Origin of the sequence: Anabaena sp. CCY 0017, from assembly GCF_963920885.1 — a bacterium.
Taxonomy (GTDB): Bacteria; Cyanobacteriota; Cyanobacteriia; order Cyanobacteriales; family Nostocaceae; genus Nodularia.
On record NZ_CAWUDG010000002.1, the window covers coordinates 428917 to 444547 of the forward strand.

Consider the following 15631-nt stretch of genomic DNA (forward strand, 5'->3'; position numbering starts at 1 on the left):
TACAACCAATAAATCTTAATTAAACACACATATCGACTCTGGTTTAACAGGACAAATCTGACGTGTGATCGGGTTATTTTTAATATCTAGATGTGTCAAATTAGTCAGGGCTGATAAGGGCTGGATATTGCTGATTTGATTTGAGTAGAGTAATAGTGTCGTCAAGTTCATCAGCATCGATAAGGGCTGGATATTGCTGATTTGATTGAAGCCGAGCCAGAGATAAGTCAAATTGCTGAGAGTTGATAACGGTTGAATATTACTAATTTGATTAGATTCGAGCCACAGATAAGTCAAATTGCTGAGAGTTGATAACGGTTGAATATTACTAATTTGATTAGAGTCCAGCGTGAGATGAGTCAAATTAGTCAGAGTTGATAACGGTTGGATATCTCTGATTTCATTGGAGCCGAGGCTGAGGTCAGTCAAATTGCTGAGAGTTGATAACGGTTGAATATTACTAATTTGATTCTTATTCACCCAGAGAGTCCTCAAATTAGTCAGGGTTGATAATGGCTGGATATCTCGGATATGATTAGCACTCAGCCAGAGAGTCCTCAAATTAGTCAGGGTTGATAATGGTTGGATATCTCTAATTTGATTGGAGTCTAGCCTCAGATAATTCAAATTAGTCAAGGTTGATAACGACCGGGTATCTCTGATTTCATTGGAGTCTAGTCTCAGATAAGTCAAATTAGTCAGGGTTGATAACGACCGGGTATATCTAATTTTGTTACCATTCAGCTTCAGATAAGTCAAATTAGTCAGGGCTGATAACGGCTCAATATCGTTTATTTTATGAAAATCCAGCGAGATATGCGTCACTTTGCTAAGTATTCTATCTGCTTTCTCACAGTCTTGGGTTTTAGCTTCTGTTAACAGAATCTCAACTGTCTGTCTAGTGTCTGGAGGTAATATTGGTTTTTGCTCACACCAATTCCTGAAGCTTTTGCTAGTGACTGAACTAGCATCAACAGTATTTGTGTATGATGGCAAGACCAAACCAATCATCAAACCGATGATTACGGTCAATTTTATTTTCATGACTTCCTGGGATATTTTGGATTTGGAGAAAGTAACTTGCAAAGGAGAAAACCCGAAATCATCTAGAGCGGGAAAACCTGGAAGTGAGAAAATTGATTTCTGAGTGATTTCAAAAGCTATAATTATTGATCATGTTCTGGTTTACAGCTACCATCGGCACAATAACCTGATTGATAAGTACTCCCACGCTTGCCAAAAAGAGTATAGCGGTTATCGCGGATTTGTTCATAGAAGCGATCGCCTACCCATTTCATCCCCGGTAACGCCCGATAAGCTTCCACAAATACACTTCCCATCGGCAATAACCGCCCAATCTCCTCAGCCGCATCACTACCTTGCCAACGTCGTTCGGGTGCATTAGCATCAATTAAAATCATCCCTTGTTCGCAATCTTGGGGCGTAACTCCCCACTGTTGCAGTGTTTCTTCATCTTGCATAGGGGCGTAACGAAACAGCTTTCCTTGGTCTAAATTTTCCAGCAACTGCACTAGGGTGACGCAGAGATTGCAATTTCCATCATAGATAACGTAGTAATTCATCAAAATAATATTTCTTTAGGTATAGTTTAAAATTTACAATATCCTGACAAAAATAGTCAAATTTAACAGACTTTATGCTATGGTTTTTGGATAATCGAATAATCTGTGTAACCCTTGATGAGTAAGAACTTAACTGCCATCAAGAGCTATTGTATTTGAGCTATTTAATTGAAAATCTTTAGCTAATCTAAAGACTATAAATAAACAGAATAATCGATTCAGGCATTAATGCCATCTGCCTAGAGAGAGTTCCAAAAAGTTATCTACTATCTGTAGACTGTTTGTGTCGCTCCAATTGAAGTAGAATTTTGATTAATAACAACACACTTACATCACGTCTGTACCCTACCCGCATTGATATTCCCTCAGAAGTGCGAGAGCAAATCGTGGTAATTCTCAATCAAACCTTAGCAGCTACTGCGGATTTAAAAACCCAAGCGAAGCAAGCACACTGGAATGTTAAGGGTAATGACTTCTTTCAGCTGCACGAATTATTTGATGAACTGGCAGGGGAATTAGAACAGTATGTTGATATGGTGGCTGAACGTGTCACCGCTTTGGGTGGTTATGCTTTAGGGACAGCGCGCGCTGCGGCTAGTAATTCCATATTGCCAGAATATCCCTTCGATATTTTAGAAGGTAAAGATCACGTAGCAGCTTTGGCGGATCGTTTTGCAGCCTATGGCAAACATATCAGAGATGCGATCGCGAAAACCGATAGCTTGGGCGATGCTGACACCGCCGACCTCTACACCGAAATTTCCCGCACCATTGACAAACGCCTCTGGTTCTTAGATGCTCATCTACAAGTAGCAGAAGTCAAGGGCGAAAATGGTAAAGCTGGTAATACTCAAAAGACAGCTGTATTCAGATAAATATTCTTTGTAGAATCAAGGCTCAAATTTGCGAATTGTCTTGAGACGTGTAAATCCCCAAATTTCAAAACTCCAGTTCATAGCAGAAACTGGGGTTTTTGGCTATTCCGGATAACTACAGCACTTTGCAAGTAAATGAAGTACACATATTTAATACTATAAATGTTGTGGGGGAGGGCAAAGATGCCCGCCCTGTACCTACTCAGATGAAATGTGCTGTAAGTAGTTTCTTTTTGGTAACTACCGTACTTTTCATTTGGGAGGTATGTATTTTATTATATAAACAAGTAAATAATTAATTTATTTAAATCAGCACAGTAATAAAATACTCAACTTTCTAAAGCGAGGTGCAATTATGTCTCAAAACACAATTAACTATTTAATTCATGATAGAAACGCTCGTGGTCATGCTCAGTTTGGCTGGCTCGATAGTCATCATACATTTTCCTTTGGTAGTTTTTACGATCGCGATCGCATGGGATTTCGCACCCTGCGAGTAATCAACGATGACCGCATCGCCCCTGGTGCTGGATTTCCGCGCCACAGTCACCGCGATATGGAAATTCTCACCTATGTTCTATCAGGAGCAGTTGAGCATAAAGACAGCTTGGGGACTGGTTCTATAATTCGCCCTGGTGACGCACAAATAATGAGTGCAGGAACTGGAATCGCTCACAGTGAATTTAATCCTTCACAAACTGAACCACTGCACTTGCTGCAAATTTGGATTTTACCAGACAAGCAAGGAATAACACCCAGGTATGAACAAAAATCATTTCCTTTAGAAGAAAAGCGCGGTCAACTACGCTTAATTGCGGCTAAAGATGGGCGGAATGGTGCGGTAACAATTCACCAAGATGTTGATTTGTATGCGTCTATTTTAGAGGCTGGTGATGTTGTGAATTATCACGTTAAACCTGATCGTTATGCTTGGTTACAAATAGCTCAAGGTGTCGCAACTTTGAATGGTGAGGAACTCAGAGCCGGTGATGGGGTGCAAATTGGTGGGGAAGAAAAACTGCAAATCAGTACCGACATTAGCACAGAATTTCTACTTTTTGATTTGGGTTAATCGGGATTACTAAGCATCTAACCCTAGCGATTGAAATCGCGGCTATACAAACGAAGTCCGCCTACGCGGACTACTAGAAAATCAAAGTTTTTAACCCGCGTAGGCGGGTTTTGCCTGTGTAGCCGTGACTTCCAGTCGCCAGGTACAAGATAGATATGAGTTATGGGAGATGTCTATTTAAATTCTGGTGCAATGCGTTATTTACTCGCTACAGGAGGAATATTGCGCTACAAGGCGGAAAACTGCATACTGAAGATGTATCAAGCATAAACCTTCATCGGTAGCAAAATTCTGAGCGCCGGGATTTAAATAATGGTAAAAATTCAGCAGACTTGGCAAAGTGTAATTCCTGGACTCTGGCAAAAATTAGGAAAGCATGGCGAAACAGTAGAGTCGGGAGCAGAAGTTACTAAAGCTGGCTTGGAATTGGCGATCGTACTGGGTATACTGGCAAGTGTTCCATCAGCACCTGTAGCAGCAGCCGCATTGTCTTTTGTAGGTCTTACTCGCAAAGGATTAGACCTGCTACACGAAAAAATCAACCAGAAAGTTAAAGTAGAACAATGGGTAGCAGTTGCTTATCCTCTGGCTTATATCCAAAGCTTTGATGCTTTAGTTCAAAGGAATGGCTGGTTAAAACAAAAAATAGATGCAGAAAAATCAGAGCAAGGAGCCAAGCAGCAAATTGACCAATTAGGAGAATTTGAATTAGATGAAAATTTGGCTGATGAAGCATTAAAAAATTTCTCAGAATCTACATTATGTCAAGCTTTAAATCATCAGTTATCTAATTATTTACAACAAGCTGGAATTGACAAGAATATTACACCCATCATAACCGGGTGGGTTGCCTGGGAGACTTACCAGAATGTGGAATCACTTTTCTCAGTTGAGCCAGAGAATGTAAGTCAAGCTTTAAATATGAAGATGACGGCAGGCAAAGAAATCAGAGCTAATCAGAAATATGCCGATATTGAATCATATTTAAAAGAATACATTTCACCAAATCCTAGTGATCCAATTTTACGTGACCGATGGAAAGTAATAGATGAAGAATTTACATTTCCTGAAATTTATGTATTTTTACAAGCCCATTTGTTGGATAGTAATGGGAAATTGCAAGAAGAGGTGGATTCTGTTAACTTAGACACTTGGGCAAAAGATTATTTAACCAAGCTTTTTAGTAACTGGTAGAGAATCGGCTTTACAAGGGCTTGAAAATCGTGTACCTACCAATTTAAAAAGGGTAGAAATTGCCTTAATGAATGACAATCTCCAAGAACAATGGTTAGAAAAATGGGGTAAATTAGTTGGACAAGATAAAGTAGAAGCATTTCAAAAGTTTTTAACAGCAGATAGTTGTCCAAAGCGTGTACAAGAATTAGCGCGTGAGCCGTTGTTATTGTATTTGTTAGCAGCCATGCACCGAGATGATCAGTTAAATACTGAAATGTTTAAAGATAGTAGCGGCGCTCAAGCTAAGATACTGATTTATCAAACTACGATGGATTGGGTACTCACGAAACAGCGTCCGCAAGAACTTAACGATAAAATTACTGAATTTGAGACAGAAGATTTGCGATTTATTTTGATTGAAGCTGGATTGTGTGTTACCCAATCTGGTAGAGAATGGACTTCAATTAAAACAATTGAAGAACGCCTGAAAAATGATAAATCAGTAAAAAATATCTTGGAAAAAGCCCAACAAAATTTAGGTAAAAATCCTTTAAGAAATGCGTTAGCAGCATTTTATTTAAGACCAGCAAAAGCTTCTGATTCAACCGAGGGTGCTGTAGAGTTTATTCATAAGAGTTTTGGCGAATTTTTGTGCGCTCAAAAAATTACCGAGAGTTTGAAAAAATGGGTAAGTTTAGATCCTGCAAGTAGACGTGATAAATTTCTCATTGATGATGAACAGCTATCAAAAGAAATATATGATTTACTAAGTTATGGTGGCTTGACTTCAGAGATAGTAGAATATTTAATGACTCTACTTGAAGCTGAAGAGAACTTTCAATATATAAAATTATTTGAACGTTTGGAGTATTTCTATCTTGATTGGTGTCAAGGCAAATTTATTAGTAGACACCCGAACAATCTGCCTCTAAATCAAATGCAAATATTCAAGGAACAAGGCATACTGCTTGATTTAAGAGAAGTAGATATTTATGCTGGGCTGAATGTGATGATTCTACTGCTGGAAGTACATCGGTATGCTCAAGCTAAGAATGAATTAAAAGATCAGATTATTTTTTATATATGTGGTAGAGAAGACTCTGATAATTTTTTTGATGATCAGCGATTACTTCGGATTATTAGTTACAGCAACAGTGTTATTTTAGATACTTTCTCAAAAACTGTTGGTTATTTCCTCTTAGGCGTTAACCTCGTAGGCGCTAACCTCGTAGGCGCTAGCCTCGAAGGCGCTAACCTCGAAGGCGCTAACCTCGAAGGTGCTTTCCTCGAAGGCGCAAACCTTGTAGAAGCTTACCTCTCAGACGCTAACCTCGAAGGCGCTTACCTCAATGGCGCTTACCTCATAGGTGCTTACCTCAATGGCGCTAACCTAGTAGGCGCTAACCTCAATGGCGCTAACCTCGAAGGCACTTACCTCAATGGTGCTTACCTCGAAGGCGCTTACCTCAATGGCGCTTACCTCGAAGGCGCTTTCCTCTCCAGCGTTAACCTCGAAGGCACTTACCTCAATGGTGCTAACCTCAAAAATGTCATTTGGGATGAGTATACAAACTGGAATGTGCGAGGATTAGATTCAGCCGTTAATGTCCCTGACGGCTTACGCTCATAAATCAAACTCATCTGCTCAACTTTCTCAATTTCCAAATACTCAGCCTTCATCTAAAAAAACAGCTACTACGAATCAAAAGATCCCCGACTTCTTGAAGAAGTCGGGGATCTGAGCGTGTTGGCAAATCAAATAAGATAGATATAAAAACCTGCAAGATATCTTCAAAAGGCTTGATTTTTCCTTACCAGTTCCCAATCTCGATTTAGCTACACTAGAACTTAACCTGAACATAATCTAGGAGCAGCAGAGACAGAATGTCTAAAAAGCGGAATTCACCAGACCCAATTGAGCTTTTTCCCTCCCAAACTCCCTATAACTCAGAAAACTGGCAGGAGAGAGTGGCGCAGGTGGGGTATCGCTTTAACCGACAGTATCAAAAGCAAGACTTGGAATTACCAGCAGAAGTACAGGAAATGCCCATTTATCAAGAATGGGTGACTGGTCTGTTATCTGGGAAAATTGCCTCTCCATTTTGGGAAATTGCTCAACCGAAAAAAAACCAGCACTGTTTGGATATTGGCTGTGGTGTCAGCTTTTTAATCTATCCTTGGCGGGATTGGTTAGCATACTTTTATGGGCAAGAAATCAGCACCGTGGCACGGGATACCCTCAATTCTCGTGGTTCGCAATTGAATTCTAAGCTGTTCAAAGGTGTGGAGTTGGGGCCAGCCCATCAATTAAACTACTCCGCAGACCAATTTGATCTGGCGATCGCCACAGGATTTAGCTGCTATTTTCCCCTAAAATACTGGAGTGCCGTCTTAGCAGAAGTTAAGCGCGTCTTAAAACCAGACGGATATTTTGTATTTGACATCCTCAATCCCGAACACCCTCTAGCAGAAGATTGGGCAGTTTTAGAAACATATCTCGGTGCTGAGGTGTTTCTCGAACCTGTGGCTGAGTGGGAAAAAATGATTAAAGCTACTGGTGCAAAAGTCGTAGCGAAACAATCAGGAGAATTATTTGATTTGTATAAAGTCAAGTTTTGAAATTCTCACAAAAAAGCTGCTGCAAAGTTGGGATTTATTTAAAACGGGCGTGGCAGGGATCGAACCTGCGACCAACGGATTAGAAATCCGTGGCTCTATCCACTGAGCTACACGCCCAAATCAATAGTCTGGCTCTCAAAAGAGTCATCTAAGCAATTATATCGTTATCCTCTACTAATAAGCAAGCAAAAATTGCATAATTTTCACTAGCAAGGCTATGATCTAAATCACTAGTTATTTAATTTACAGTAAAAACGCAGCAAATGGGCTATTGATTAGCTATATTGTGTTGTCAATAGGTTATTTGTGTGTTGATGTAGATGCCCTCTGGGCGGCTTACTTTAGGTTAGCTTCTAGCGATCGCGAAGTTTAACCCCATAACACCCTGGGTAATCGCACTTTTGGCGATGTTACCAAATCACGTCTTATAGATCGCATTATCCACAAAGCCCCTGTGAGGAGTTATTTGCTAGTGCCATGTTTATTCTCAAAAGGCAGGATGTTGAAATATCGAGTATTCAGCACCCAAAAAAGGATCAGCAAGTGCCGATCCTCAATTATCAGGGGCAAACCTTTCGTTTAATTACTGTCTTCAAAGCTAGCCAAGAAGAGGAAGCTAGAGCCTTATGGAGAGATTTAACTGATAACCGAGGTAAAGCCTGTGTCTTGCTAGAAGAACCGGATCGCTTTAGCGTTTGGGGCAAAGTCCGCTTAGATCAAATAGAGCAGGATACTGGTGGTCATAACAAGAACGGCACTTACATCCAAGGAAGTCTTTTGCTACTGCAAGCGGTTTATCTGGATATTGACGAGTTATTAGGCACTCGGCAAGCAGGACTCTTTGAGAAAGATATTGCTGACTTGTTACAGAAAGAACAATTTCCTGAGATAAATTCCTTAGAAGCCGTCAACCATTTGGTAACAACAAACCCTCTAGACTTAGCCAAACTTCCTCCCTGGCAAGAAAAACACCTGATTATTTTATTGCAAGAACTGCATAAACTCGGAAAAACATATTTTGGTAATGCTAACTTTGCCCATCAACTCACCGATACCTTACAAGATATGCCAGAACCAGAGCGATCGCTGTTTATGACTTGGCTAAATCAATCGTCACTGAGTACACTGTGGCAATAACATGGAAAGTTTGGGGAAAACTGCGGCTACTAGCAGTTATTCTGGTATTGAACCTCACACGACTAAAAGTCGCGTGATTCCTACTTCAACGATCTCCGCCTGAATTGCTCCAGGTCTTACAAGTTCTCCACAGGCGTTTCAAGTCTCTGGCGCACCGACGGCGACTTTTAAACAAGTACCTAAAAACTCTAAGTATGTTTAACCTCTGTAGCTTAAAGATTTTACCCACTAGAGGAGCGATAAAAATATCTATTTCCTAGTAGAACCCCATATCTTTAGTTGTCGTGGTTCAGATTTAGCTTGGTTTTCGCTATACACTAATTTTAACAGAATAGGTCGTGCCTAACTCCTGACTGGAAGTCACGAGTGTGCGGCTTGAAGACATCAACTGGTGTATTACTAAACAAGTAGGCCGATCCTATTGGTTCTGAAACCCAAAATTTACTGAGTGCATTTACTTACTTAATTTCCATGAGTAGCTCTTCCAAAAAATCCTCCCGTTCTCAAACCCTCCTCACCAATCAAAATCTCATCTTGGCTGGCATCGCCTGGGCTGTGCTGGCACTGTTATACTTTTTATTATTTAGCGCCAAAGTCCCAGGCGAAGATGGTATAGAAAGTCGTGCCGATTGGTATGTGCTTGGTACAAATATTTTTGAAGCGTTGGCTTACTTGGGTGCTGGTGTTTTATGCTTGAGGAATTGGCGTAGCCCGCAAATTGTCAGTAGCCGGAATATTTGGCTCGCAATTGGTATTGGTATGTTTTCTTATTTCCTGGGAGGGATATTTTTCGGTTACACAGAAATAATTTTGGACGAAGAGCCGGATGTGTCTATTGCCGATATCTTTTTTGTCCTCACTTATATTTCCCTTGGCGTAGGCATGATTTTAGCTGTAGCTTCCAGACGAATTAATTTAGAAAAATGGCAATTGCTGATTGTGTCGGCAATTGCTGTCTTTGGTAGCCTGTTAGCATGGTGGATTTCTATGCAGCAAGAGGTGAATCCTGACCCGCTAGCTGCTGGCTTGAATTGGTTTTACGTAGTTAGCGATGTAGTCTTGCTGATTATTGCTACCACCTTGTTACTAGCTTTTTGGGGGGGACGAGTTGCCCAATCTTGGAGAATGATTGCAGCGGCCGCGTTTTCGCTCTACATTGCAGATATGTGGTTTAAATATGCTCAAGGGACAAACTATGAAAGTGGGGAGATACTAGAAGTGTTTTGGGTATTTAGTGGAGTTTTATTTGGTATGGGCGCTGTCCTAGAACATGACGCATCATTGAGCCGAACTCGGCGGGAGCGCGGGCGCAAACGAGCTTAGAATATTTGGTGTCTACCGTGAGAAAATTAACAGATCCTGACAAACAAGAAATTCTGAAGTTATACCGAGAAACTGCCGAAACAACCTCAACTTTGGCAGAACGCTATGGTGTGAGTAACTCGACAATTAGTCGCCTGCTCAAAAGTACCTTACCAGAAGATGAATACGAATATCTCGTTTCTCTTAAACGTGCTGCCAGAACTCCTGAAGGCAGAGCGCAGGTAAGTTACGAGCAGTTGCCTTTGTTAAGTCAACCAGAAAAAGAGCCTGAGAAAGAACTGCCAAGCCAGGAAAAAGCAACTCCTCGCTTGAAGTTACCAGAGATTTCGCCGCAGAAACCAGTCGTAGAAGAACGCTATCCAGAGGAGGAGGAAGATGATGAGGATGAGGACTTTGCCCCCTCGATCAGAAGAGTCCGGCGACGTTCCTCAGCAGAAGAAAAACCAAAGCTACGCACAGCAAAGCGATTAGAAAGAGTCGAACCCAAGCCACTGGAAATCAGTGGTGTTCCTAGTCCAATTTTAAAGGACGAAGTTCCCGAAGTAACTGTCATTGCCCAAATATTGGGAGAAGACTTGCTAGACGAGCCTGATGATTTGTCAGATTTAGACGATGATTTAGACGATGACGATTACGAGGATGATTACGAGGACGAGGAAGACGACTTAGACGATTCAACACCTTTAGTTACAAGACGAAGGGTAAGTGAAGCACCAGTTCAAGTTTTACCATTCTCGGCGGCACAGTTGCCGAAAAGTTGTTATTTGGTAATCGATAGATCCTCTGAGTTAATTACCAGACCACTTAAGGATTTTGGTGACTTGGGACAAATTCCTAATCTGGAAACCCTGCAAAAAACTTTGCCCGTGTTTGATAACCATCGCGTGGCCAAGCGCTTCTCTACCAAACGCGATCGCGTGATTAAAGTCCCCGACAGTAAAGTACTCCATAAGGCTAGTACTCATCTGCAAGCCAAGGGCATTACGCGGCTATTAATTGACGGTCAGGTTTACTCTCTATCTATGGTCTAAAAGTTATGGAGATACCTGCTGATTATGGTGTAGTACTGGTGACAACTGCCAACAAGCAGGAAGCAGAAACAATTGCAAATGCTCTTGTGGAGGCTCAACTAGCTGCTTGTGTGAGTTTGTTGCCAATCCATTCAATTTACGCTTGGCAAGGAGAAATATACAAAGAGTATGAGTGGCAGTTACTAATTAAAACTGATTTGGCATTATTTTCCACTTTGGAAGCCAAAATACGAGAACTCCACTCTTACGAAGTCTCAGAAATCATCGCCTTACCCATTGTTGCGGGTTCGCAAGCCTACTTGCAATGGATTTCTGAACACGTTAAACGTTAGGAGTTGTCCCGGAACCCCTCCCCTCTTTCTCCCCTCGTCCCTTGTCTATGGTGTACACACAAGTCGGTAAATTCTCTTTTGTGTTCAGAGACCCCACCCCTAACCCCTCCGGTGCAAGCGAGGAGGGGAACTGGATTTCCGGTGAAATTCTGTTTTGAGGACGGGAAATCTCTTTGGCTCAGGATGTGTGTACACGGTAGCGCTGAGGGCAGGGGTGGGGTGATTCTACATTTGAGCGTCCATAGCCTCTGCAAAGCGCTCTGATAGCTTAATGATGTCCTGTTTGCGGGCAATTTTGTTGATCCATTCTTGAGGAATATTTTCCACACCGTAGTAAATGCCTGCTAACCCCCCAGTCACAGCAGCAGTAGTATCCGCATCGCCACCCAAGTTGACAGCTTTCAAAACTGTCTCCGAGTAAGACGAGCTATTTAACAAACACCACAGGGATGACTCTAGAGTATCAATCACATATCCGCCAGAATTAATCTCTTCCACTGGCACTTTAGCTATGTCACCACTGAATATCCTGTGAAAATGCGGCTTTTCTAAAATGTATTCCCGGTCAACATAAACTGATTGGATATTTTCTAACCCTTGTAAATAAGCCGTTTGCGGGTTAGCCCCTTCTAGTAAAGCTATGGCAATACTAATATAAATCCCGCAGGCCATTTGCGATCGCAGATGAGCATGAGTAATGGCAGAAACATCATGCACCCGCGCCATCAATTCCTCAAAAGTTATGCTTTGATGACAATAAGCCATCGGCAAAATTCTCATTAAAGACCCATTACCATTGCTATTTTCTACCTTACCTCCTGCCTGATGAGGTACAATCCCCTGCTTCAGGCGCATAATTGCTTCATGGGTATTTTGACCAATATCAAACAGGTCGCCACGGGGAGTCCAATAAGCTTGCTTATACCAGCGCCAGAAAGAATTGGCTATAGCATCCAAAGAATATCCTCTACACAGGCTTTCTGCCAAGCAAAACGTCAATGAACTGTCATCAGACCAAGTTCCCGGCGGTTGATTCCATGTACCATAACCTAGCATCGTTGTCACTGGAGATTTCACTCTTTCCGTGCGGCTAGTAAACTCAACTGGCACACCCAACGCATCACCGACACATAAACCCATCAAACCAGACAATGTTTTTGTAGCGGTTAGCATTATTCACTCTCCATGAGAATTACCAAAACTTAACTTTATAGATTCCCTCTCAAGCTTGTTGCCATAGCTGCTACAGCCTATTATTTGATCATAAGTGAATAGCTAAACTAACGGGTATTAATTAACTATTTTTATGTACTATATCTTCTCTAAATTTTATTTTTCGGGTTGTGCCAGTTTATCAACTGCCTATTTGAAGAGAAAATTACGGATAGTAAAAACCAGTGCAGCAATATGAAAATTTTAGTTGTATAGCAACGGCAAAGTCGGAGAGGACAGTGTTGATTGCTCAAAGCCTTACGGATGTGTTGAAGACAACGCCGTAAGTTAATTGGAATTTTCTGATTTCCAAAAGTTACACCTAACCAGTATTGAACTCTTGTGCATCAATGATGACAAGTCTTTCCAAAAAATTAGAACTTATCTGGAACCTTTTGATGTTGTTTTCGACCTTGAATATATAAGCAAAACCTACAATTCTTTTACAACATTATGAAAAATATACTCAAGTCTTTTGTAGTCATTTCTGCATTGTCTTCTTTGGTAGTTGCCCCTCTTATTATTAATGCAGGTCAAGCTTCTGCCCAACCAAAAAGAGGTACAGATGCCAATTATGTTGGTGCTGGTATTACAGGAGGTCTGACTGATGGTGGAGACGAAAACAATGCGGCTAACTTTGGTGGTAACATCACAGGCCGGGTGAAAGTGGGAAATACACCAGTGTCGGCACGCGGTAATGTGATTTGGAATAATGAGACGACTGCTATTATCCCAGAAGTTTCCTTCGACGTACCGATTGCTAATGGCACTAATGCCTTTGTGACTGGCGGTTATTCGTTTATAGAAAAGAATGGCTTACCTACTCCTCTAGGCAACAAAGATTCTGTAGTGGTAGGTGCTGGGATAGAATCAGAAGTTGCGAAGAATTTTCTAGTTTATACCAATGCCAAAGTCGGAATCCGCGCCTACGAAAATAGCGGTGGTTCTGCTGTCAGCGTTAATGGTGGTGTAGGCTATCGCTTTTGATAAAGGGCAGGAAGAAGAGGCAGGGGAGAAGAGGCAGGAGGGCAGGGTGCAGGGGGGAAGAAACTTACTCAAAACTTTCTTCACTTATAACTTTCTGCACTCAGCACTCAGCACTCTCCCCACTCAGCACTGAGTAAAGCCGATTTTTTGAAGTGTTAAATCACTGATAAAGTCGGCTTTTTGGCGTGTTAAAATTAGATGATTCCTCTTATCTCCGACCGGATTACCGGGAATCACTCAGCCGAAAAAATGCTTCGGCGTTGACCGATGCCTTATTGAGAATACTATAACAATTCTGATGGTTAAATCTGCTCCTGCCCCCATTGCTAATCGTGACAAGCCCTCTAAAGTAGAAGGCATCAAGGAAAGAAGTAATTTTTTACGCGAACCTGTAGCTACGCAAATCCTTGAAGATACAACTCATTTTACCGAAGAAGCAGTACAACTGATCAAATTTCATGGTTCCTACCAGCAAGATAACCGCGATAACCGTGTCAAGGGACAGGAGAAAGATTATCAGTTTATGCTGCGGACAAGAAATCCTGGTGGGTTTGTGCCGCCGCAGTTGTATCTAGCTTTAGATGATTTATCTGATGAACACGGAAACCACACTTTACGAGTTACTACACGTCAAGGTTTTCAGTTGCATGGGATTTTAAAAAAGAATCTGAAAGCGGCGATCGCCTCTATAGTTAAAAATATGGGTTCCACCTTGGGCGCTTGCGGAGACCTCAACCGTAACGTCATGGCTCCACCCGCCCCTTTTAAGAATCGCCGAGATTACCAGTACGCCTGGGAATATGCCAATAATATCGCTGACTTGCTGACACCGCAAACCGGAGCATATTACGAAATTTGGTTAGATGGGGAAAAAGTAATCAGCGCGGAAGAAAGCCCAGAAGTCAAAGCCGCAAGACAGCGTAATGGGACTGGCACGATTATCCACGACAACGAAGAACCGATTTATGGGACTCACTATATGCCCCGTAAATTTAAAGTTTCTGTAACTGTACCTGGCGATAATTCTGTAGATTTATATTCCCAAGACCTGACTTTGGTAGTCATGACTAATCAGGAGGGAGAATTAGCAGGATTTAATGTGTTTGCCGGTGGCGGTTTTGGGCGAACACACAATAAAGAAGAAACCTTTGCCAGAATAGCCGATGAGATTTGCTATGTGGACAAAGATGATGTCTACCAGCTAGTTAAAGCGATTGTTGCCACTCAAAGAGATTATGGCGATCGCACTGACCGTCGTCATGCCAGATTAAAATATTTAATTAACGAATGGGGTGTAGATAAGTTCCGCACCCAAGTAGAAGATTATTTCGGTAAACCAGTCGCACCCTTCCAACCACTACCAGAGTTTAAATATTACGATTTCCTGGGCTGGAATGAACAAGGTGATGGCAAGCTATTTTTAGGCATTTCCGTTGATAATGGTCGAGTTAAAGATGAAGGTTCCTTTCAACTGAAAACGGCTTTGCGGAAAGTTGTCGAGCAATTTAATTTACCCATACGCTTGACACCCCACCACAACATCATTTTTTACGACATTGAGCCAGAAAATAAGTCAGCCATTCAGGAAATTTTGCACCGTTGTGGTATCGTTGATGACCCCGAAACCATCGAACCTCTAGTCCGTTATGCAATGGCTTGTCCGGCTTTACCCACCTGCGGTTTAGCTATCACCGAATCAGAACGGGCAATTCCAGGTATTTTAGAACGGATTCGCACCCTACTGGATAAATTGGGTTTACAAAAAGAGCATTTTGTGGTAAGGATGACAGGTTGCCCCAATGGTTGCGCTCGTCCTTACATGGCAGAATTAGGTTTTGTAGGTAGCGCTCCCGAATCTTACCAAGTTTGGCTGGGAGGTTCGCCAGATCAGACACGATTAGCGCAACCTTACATAGAAAAGCTACACCATAACGACATCGAAAGCTTTTTAGAGCCGATTTTCGTTTACTTTAAGAATTTTAGGAAATATGAGGAAAGCTTTGGTGATTTTTGCGATCGCCTGGGTTTTGATGCTCTACGTGAATTTGCTGCTACTTACCAACCCCAGACTACCACGACTGCAAGTAAATCTCGCCATCGTATCAGTATCAAGGATGACGTATATATCAAGCTGAAAGAAGCCGCCACTAGCCAAGACAGACCAATGACTGAGTTGGTAAACGAAGCGCTAGACGCTTACTTCCAAAATCTGCCGTAAGTCAGAACTTTGTACTTAATTGCCAACCAACCTACTCTCGATTACTTTTAATAGAGGGTAGGTTGC

At 41.8% G+C, this 15631-nt stretch carries 14 protein-coding genes and 1 tRNA gene; 11 read left to right on the top strand and 4 right to left on the bottom strand.

Going from position 1 to position 15631, the window contains the following annotated elements; genetic code table 11:
* Positions 1-15 precede the first annotated feature (15 nt).
* Positions 16-1044: a leucine-rich repeat domain-containing protein gene (locus ACM0OW_RS04180; RefSeq protein WP_414548771.1), complete on the bottom strand. Its 1029-nt coding sequence runs from the start codon at positions 1042-1044 to the stop codon at positions 16-18.
* A 122-nt stretch (positions 1045-1166) separates the two neighbouring features.
* Positions 1167-1583, bottom strand: coding sequence for a thiol-disulfide oxidoreductase DCC family protein (locus tag ACM0OW_RS04185; RefSeq protein WP_414548772.1), 417 nt, complete (start codon positions 1581-1583; stop codon positions 1167-1169).
* Positions 1584-1894: 311 nt separating this feature from the next.
* Between ACM0OW_RS04185 and dps the strand changes: the two genes are divergently transcribed.
* The 5 genes from dps (at position 1895) to ACM0OW_RS04210 (ending at position 7325) form a co-directional block, all read left to right on the top strand.
* Complete coding sequence (gene dps / locus ACM0OW_RS04190) at positions 1895-2458, top strand: DNA starvation/stationary phase protection protein Dps (RefSeq protein ID WP_414548841.1); 564 nt, start codon at positions 1895-1897, stop codon at positions 2456-2458.
* A 355-nt stretch (positions 2459-2813) separates the two neighbouring features.
* Positions 2814-3530, top strand: a complete 717-nt coding sequence (locus ACM0OW_RS04195) for a pirin family protein (RefSeq protein ID WP_414548773.1) — start codon at positions 2814-2816, stop codon at positions 3528-3530.
* Positions 3531-3842: 312 nt separating this feature from the next.
* On the top strand, positions 3843-4724 hold the full coding sequence (locus tag ACM0OW_RS04200; protein ID WP_414548774.1) for a hypothetical protein: 882 nt from the start codon (positions 3843-3845) through the stop codon (positions 4722-4724).
* Positions 4725-4791: 67 nt separating this feature from the next.
* Positions 4792-6336 carry a pentapeptide repeat-containing protein gene (locus ACM0OW_RS04205; protein ID WP_414548775.1) on the top strand — a complete coding sequence of 515 codons (1545 nt, stop codon included), beginning with the start codon at positions 4792-4794 and terminating at the stop codon, positions 6334-6336.
* Positions 6337-6590: 254 nt separating this feature from the next.
* Positions 6591-7325, top strand: coding sequence for a class I SAM-dependent methyltransferase (locus ACM0OW_RS04210; RefSeq protein WP_414548776.1), 735 nt, complete (start codon positions 6591-6593; stop codon positions 7323-7325).
* A gap of 44 nt (positions 7326-7369) precedes the next feature.
* Here ACM0OW_RS04210 and ACM0OW_RS04215 read toward each other — a convergent pair.
* Positions 7370-7442: transfer RNA gene (locus ACM0OW_RS04215), tRNA-Arg, on the bottom strand.
* Positions 7443-7802: 360 nt separating this feature from the next.
* On the opposite strand from ACM0OW_RS04215, the gene ACM0OW_RS04220 reads away from it, so the two are divergent.
* The 4 genes from ACM0OW_RS04220 (at position 7803) to cutA (ending at position 11148) form a co-directional block, all read left to right on the top strand.
* Complete coding sequence (locus tag ACM0OW_RS04220; protein ID WP_414548777.1) at positions 7803-8462, top strand: Npun_F0813 family protein; 660 nt, start codon at positions 7803-7805, stop codon at positions 8460-8462.
* A 471-nt stretch (positions 8463-8933) separates the two neighbouring features.
* The gene (locus tag ACM0OW_RS04225; protein WP_414548778.1) at positions 8934-9785 is read left to right on the top strand and encodes a hypothetical protein; all 852 of its coding nucleotides are present in this window, start codon (positions 8934-8936) and stop codon (positions 9783-9785) included.
* Between the two features lie 17 nt (positions 9786-9802).
* The gene (locus tag ACM0OW_RS04230) at positions 9803-10816 is read left to right on the top strand and encodes a transposase (protein ID WP_414548779.1); all 1014 of its coding nucleotides are present in this window, start codon (positions 9803-9805) and stop codon (positions 10814-10816) included.
* Positions 10817-10821: 5 nt separating this feature from the next.
* Complete coding sequence (cutA, locus tag ACM0OW_RS04235) at positions 10822-11148, top strand: divalent-cation tolerance protein CutA (protein WP_414548780.1); 327 nt, start codon at positions 10822-10824, stop codon at positions 11146-11148.
* 225 nt (positions 11149-11373) lie between these two features.
* Here the strand turns inward: cutA and ACM0OW_RS04240 are convergent, their stop codons facing one another.
* Entirely contained in the window at positions 11374-12321 is a 948-nt protein-coding gene (locus tag ACM0OW_RS04240) for an ADP-ribosylglycohydrolase family protein (RefSeq protein ID WP_414548781.1), read from the bottom strand.
* A gap of 492 nt (positions 12322-12813) precedes the next feature.
* On the opposite strand from ACM0OW_RS04240, the gene ACM0OW_RS04245 reads away from it, so the two are divergent.
* Positions 12814-13347 (top strand): hypothetical protein, encoded by a 534-nt coding sequence (locus tag ACM0OW_RS04245; protein WP_414548782.1) that lies wholly within the window; start codon positions 12814-12816, stop codon positions 13345-13347.
* Between the two features lie 298 nt (positions 13348-13645).
* Positions 13646-15565, top strand: a complete 1920-nt coding sequence (gene sir, locus ACM0OW_RS04250; protein WP_414548783.1) for a sulfite reductase, ferredoxin dependent — start codon at positions 13646-13648, stop codon at positions 15563-15565.
* Positions 15566-15631 lie beyond the last annotated feature (66 nt).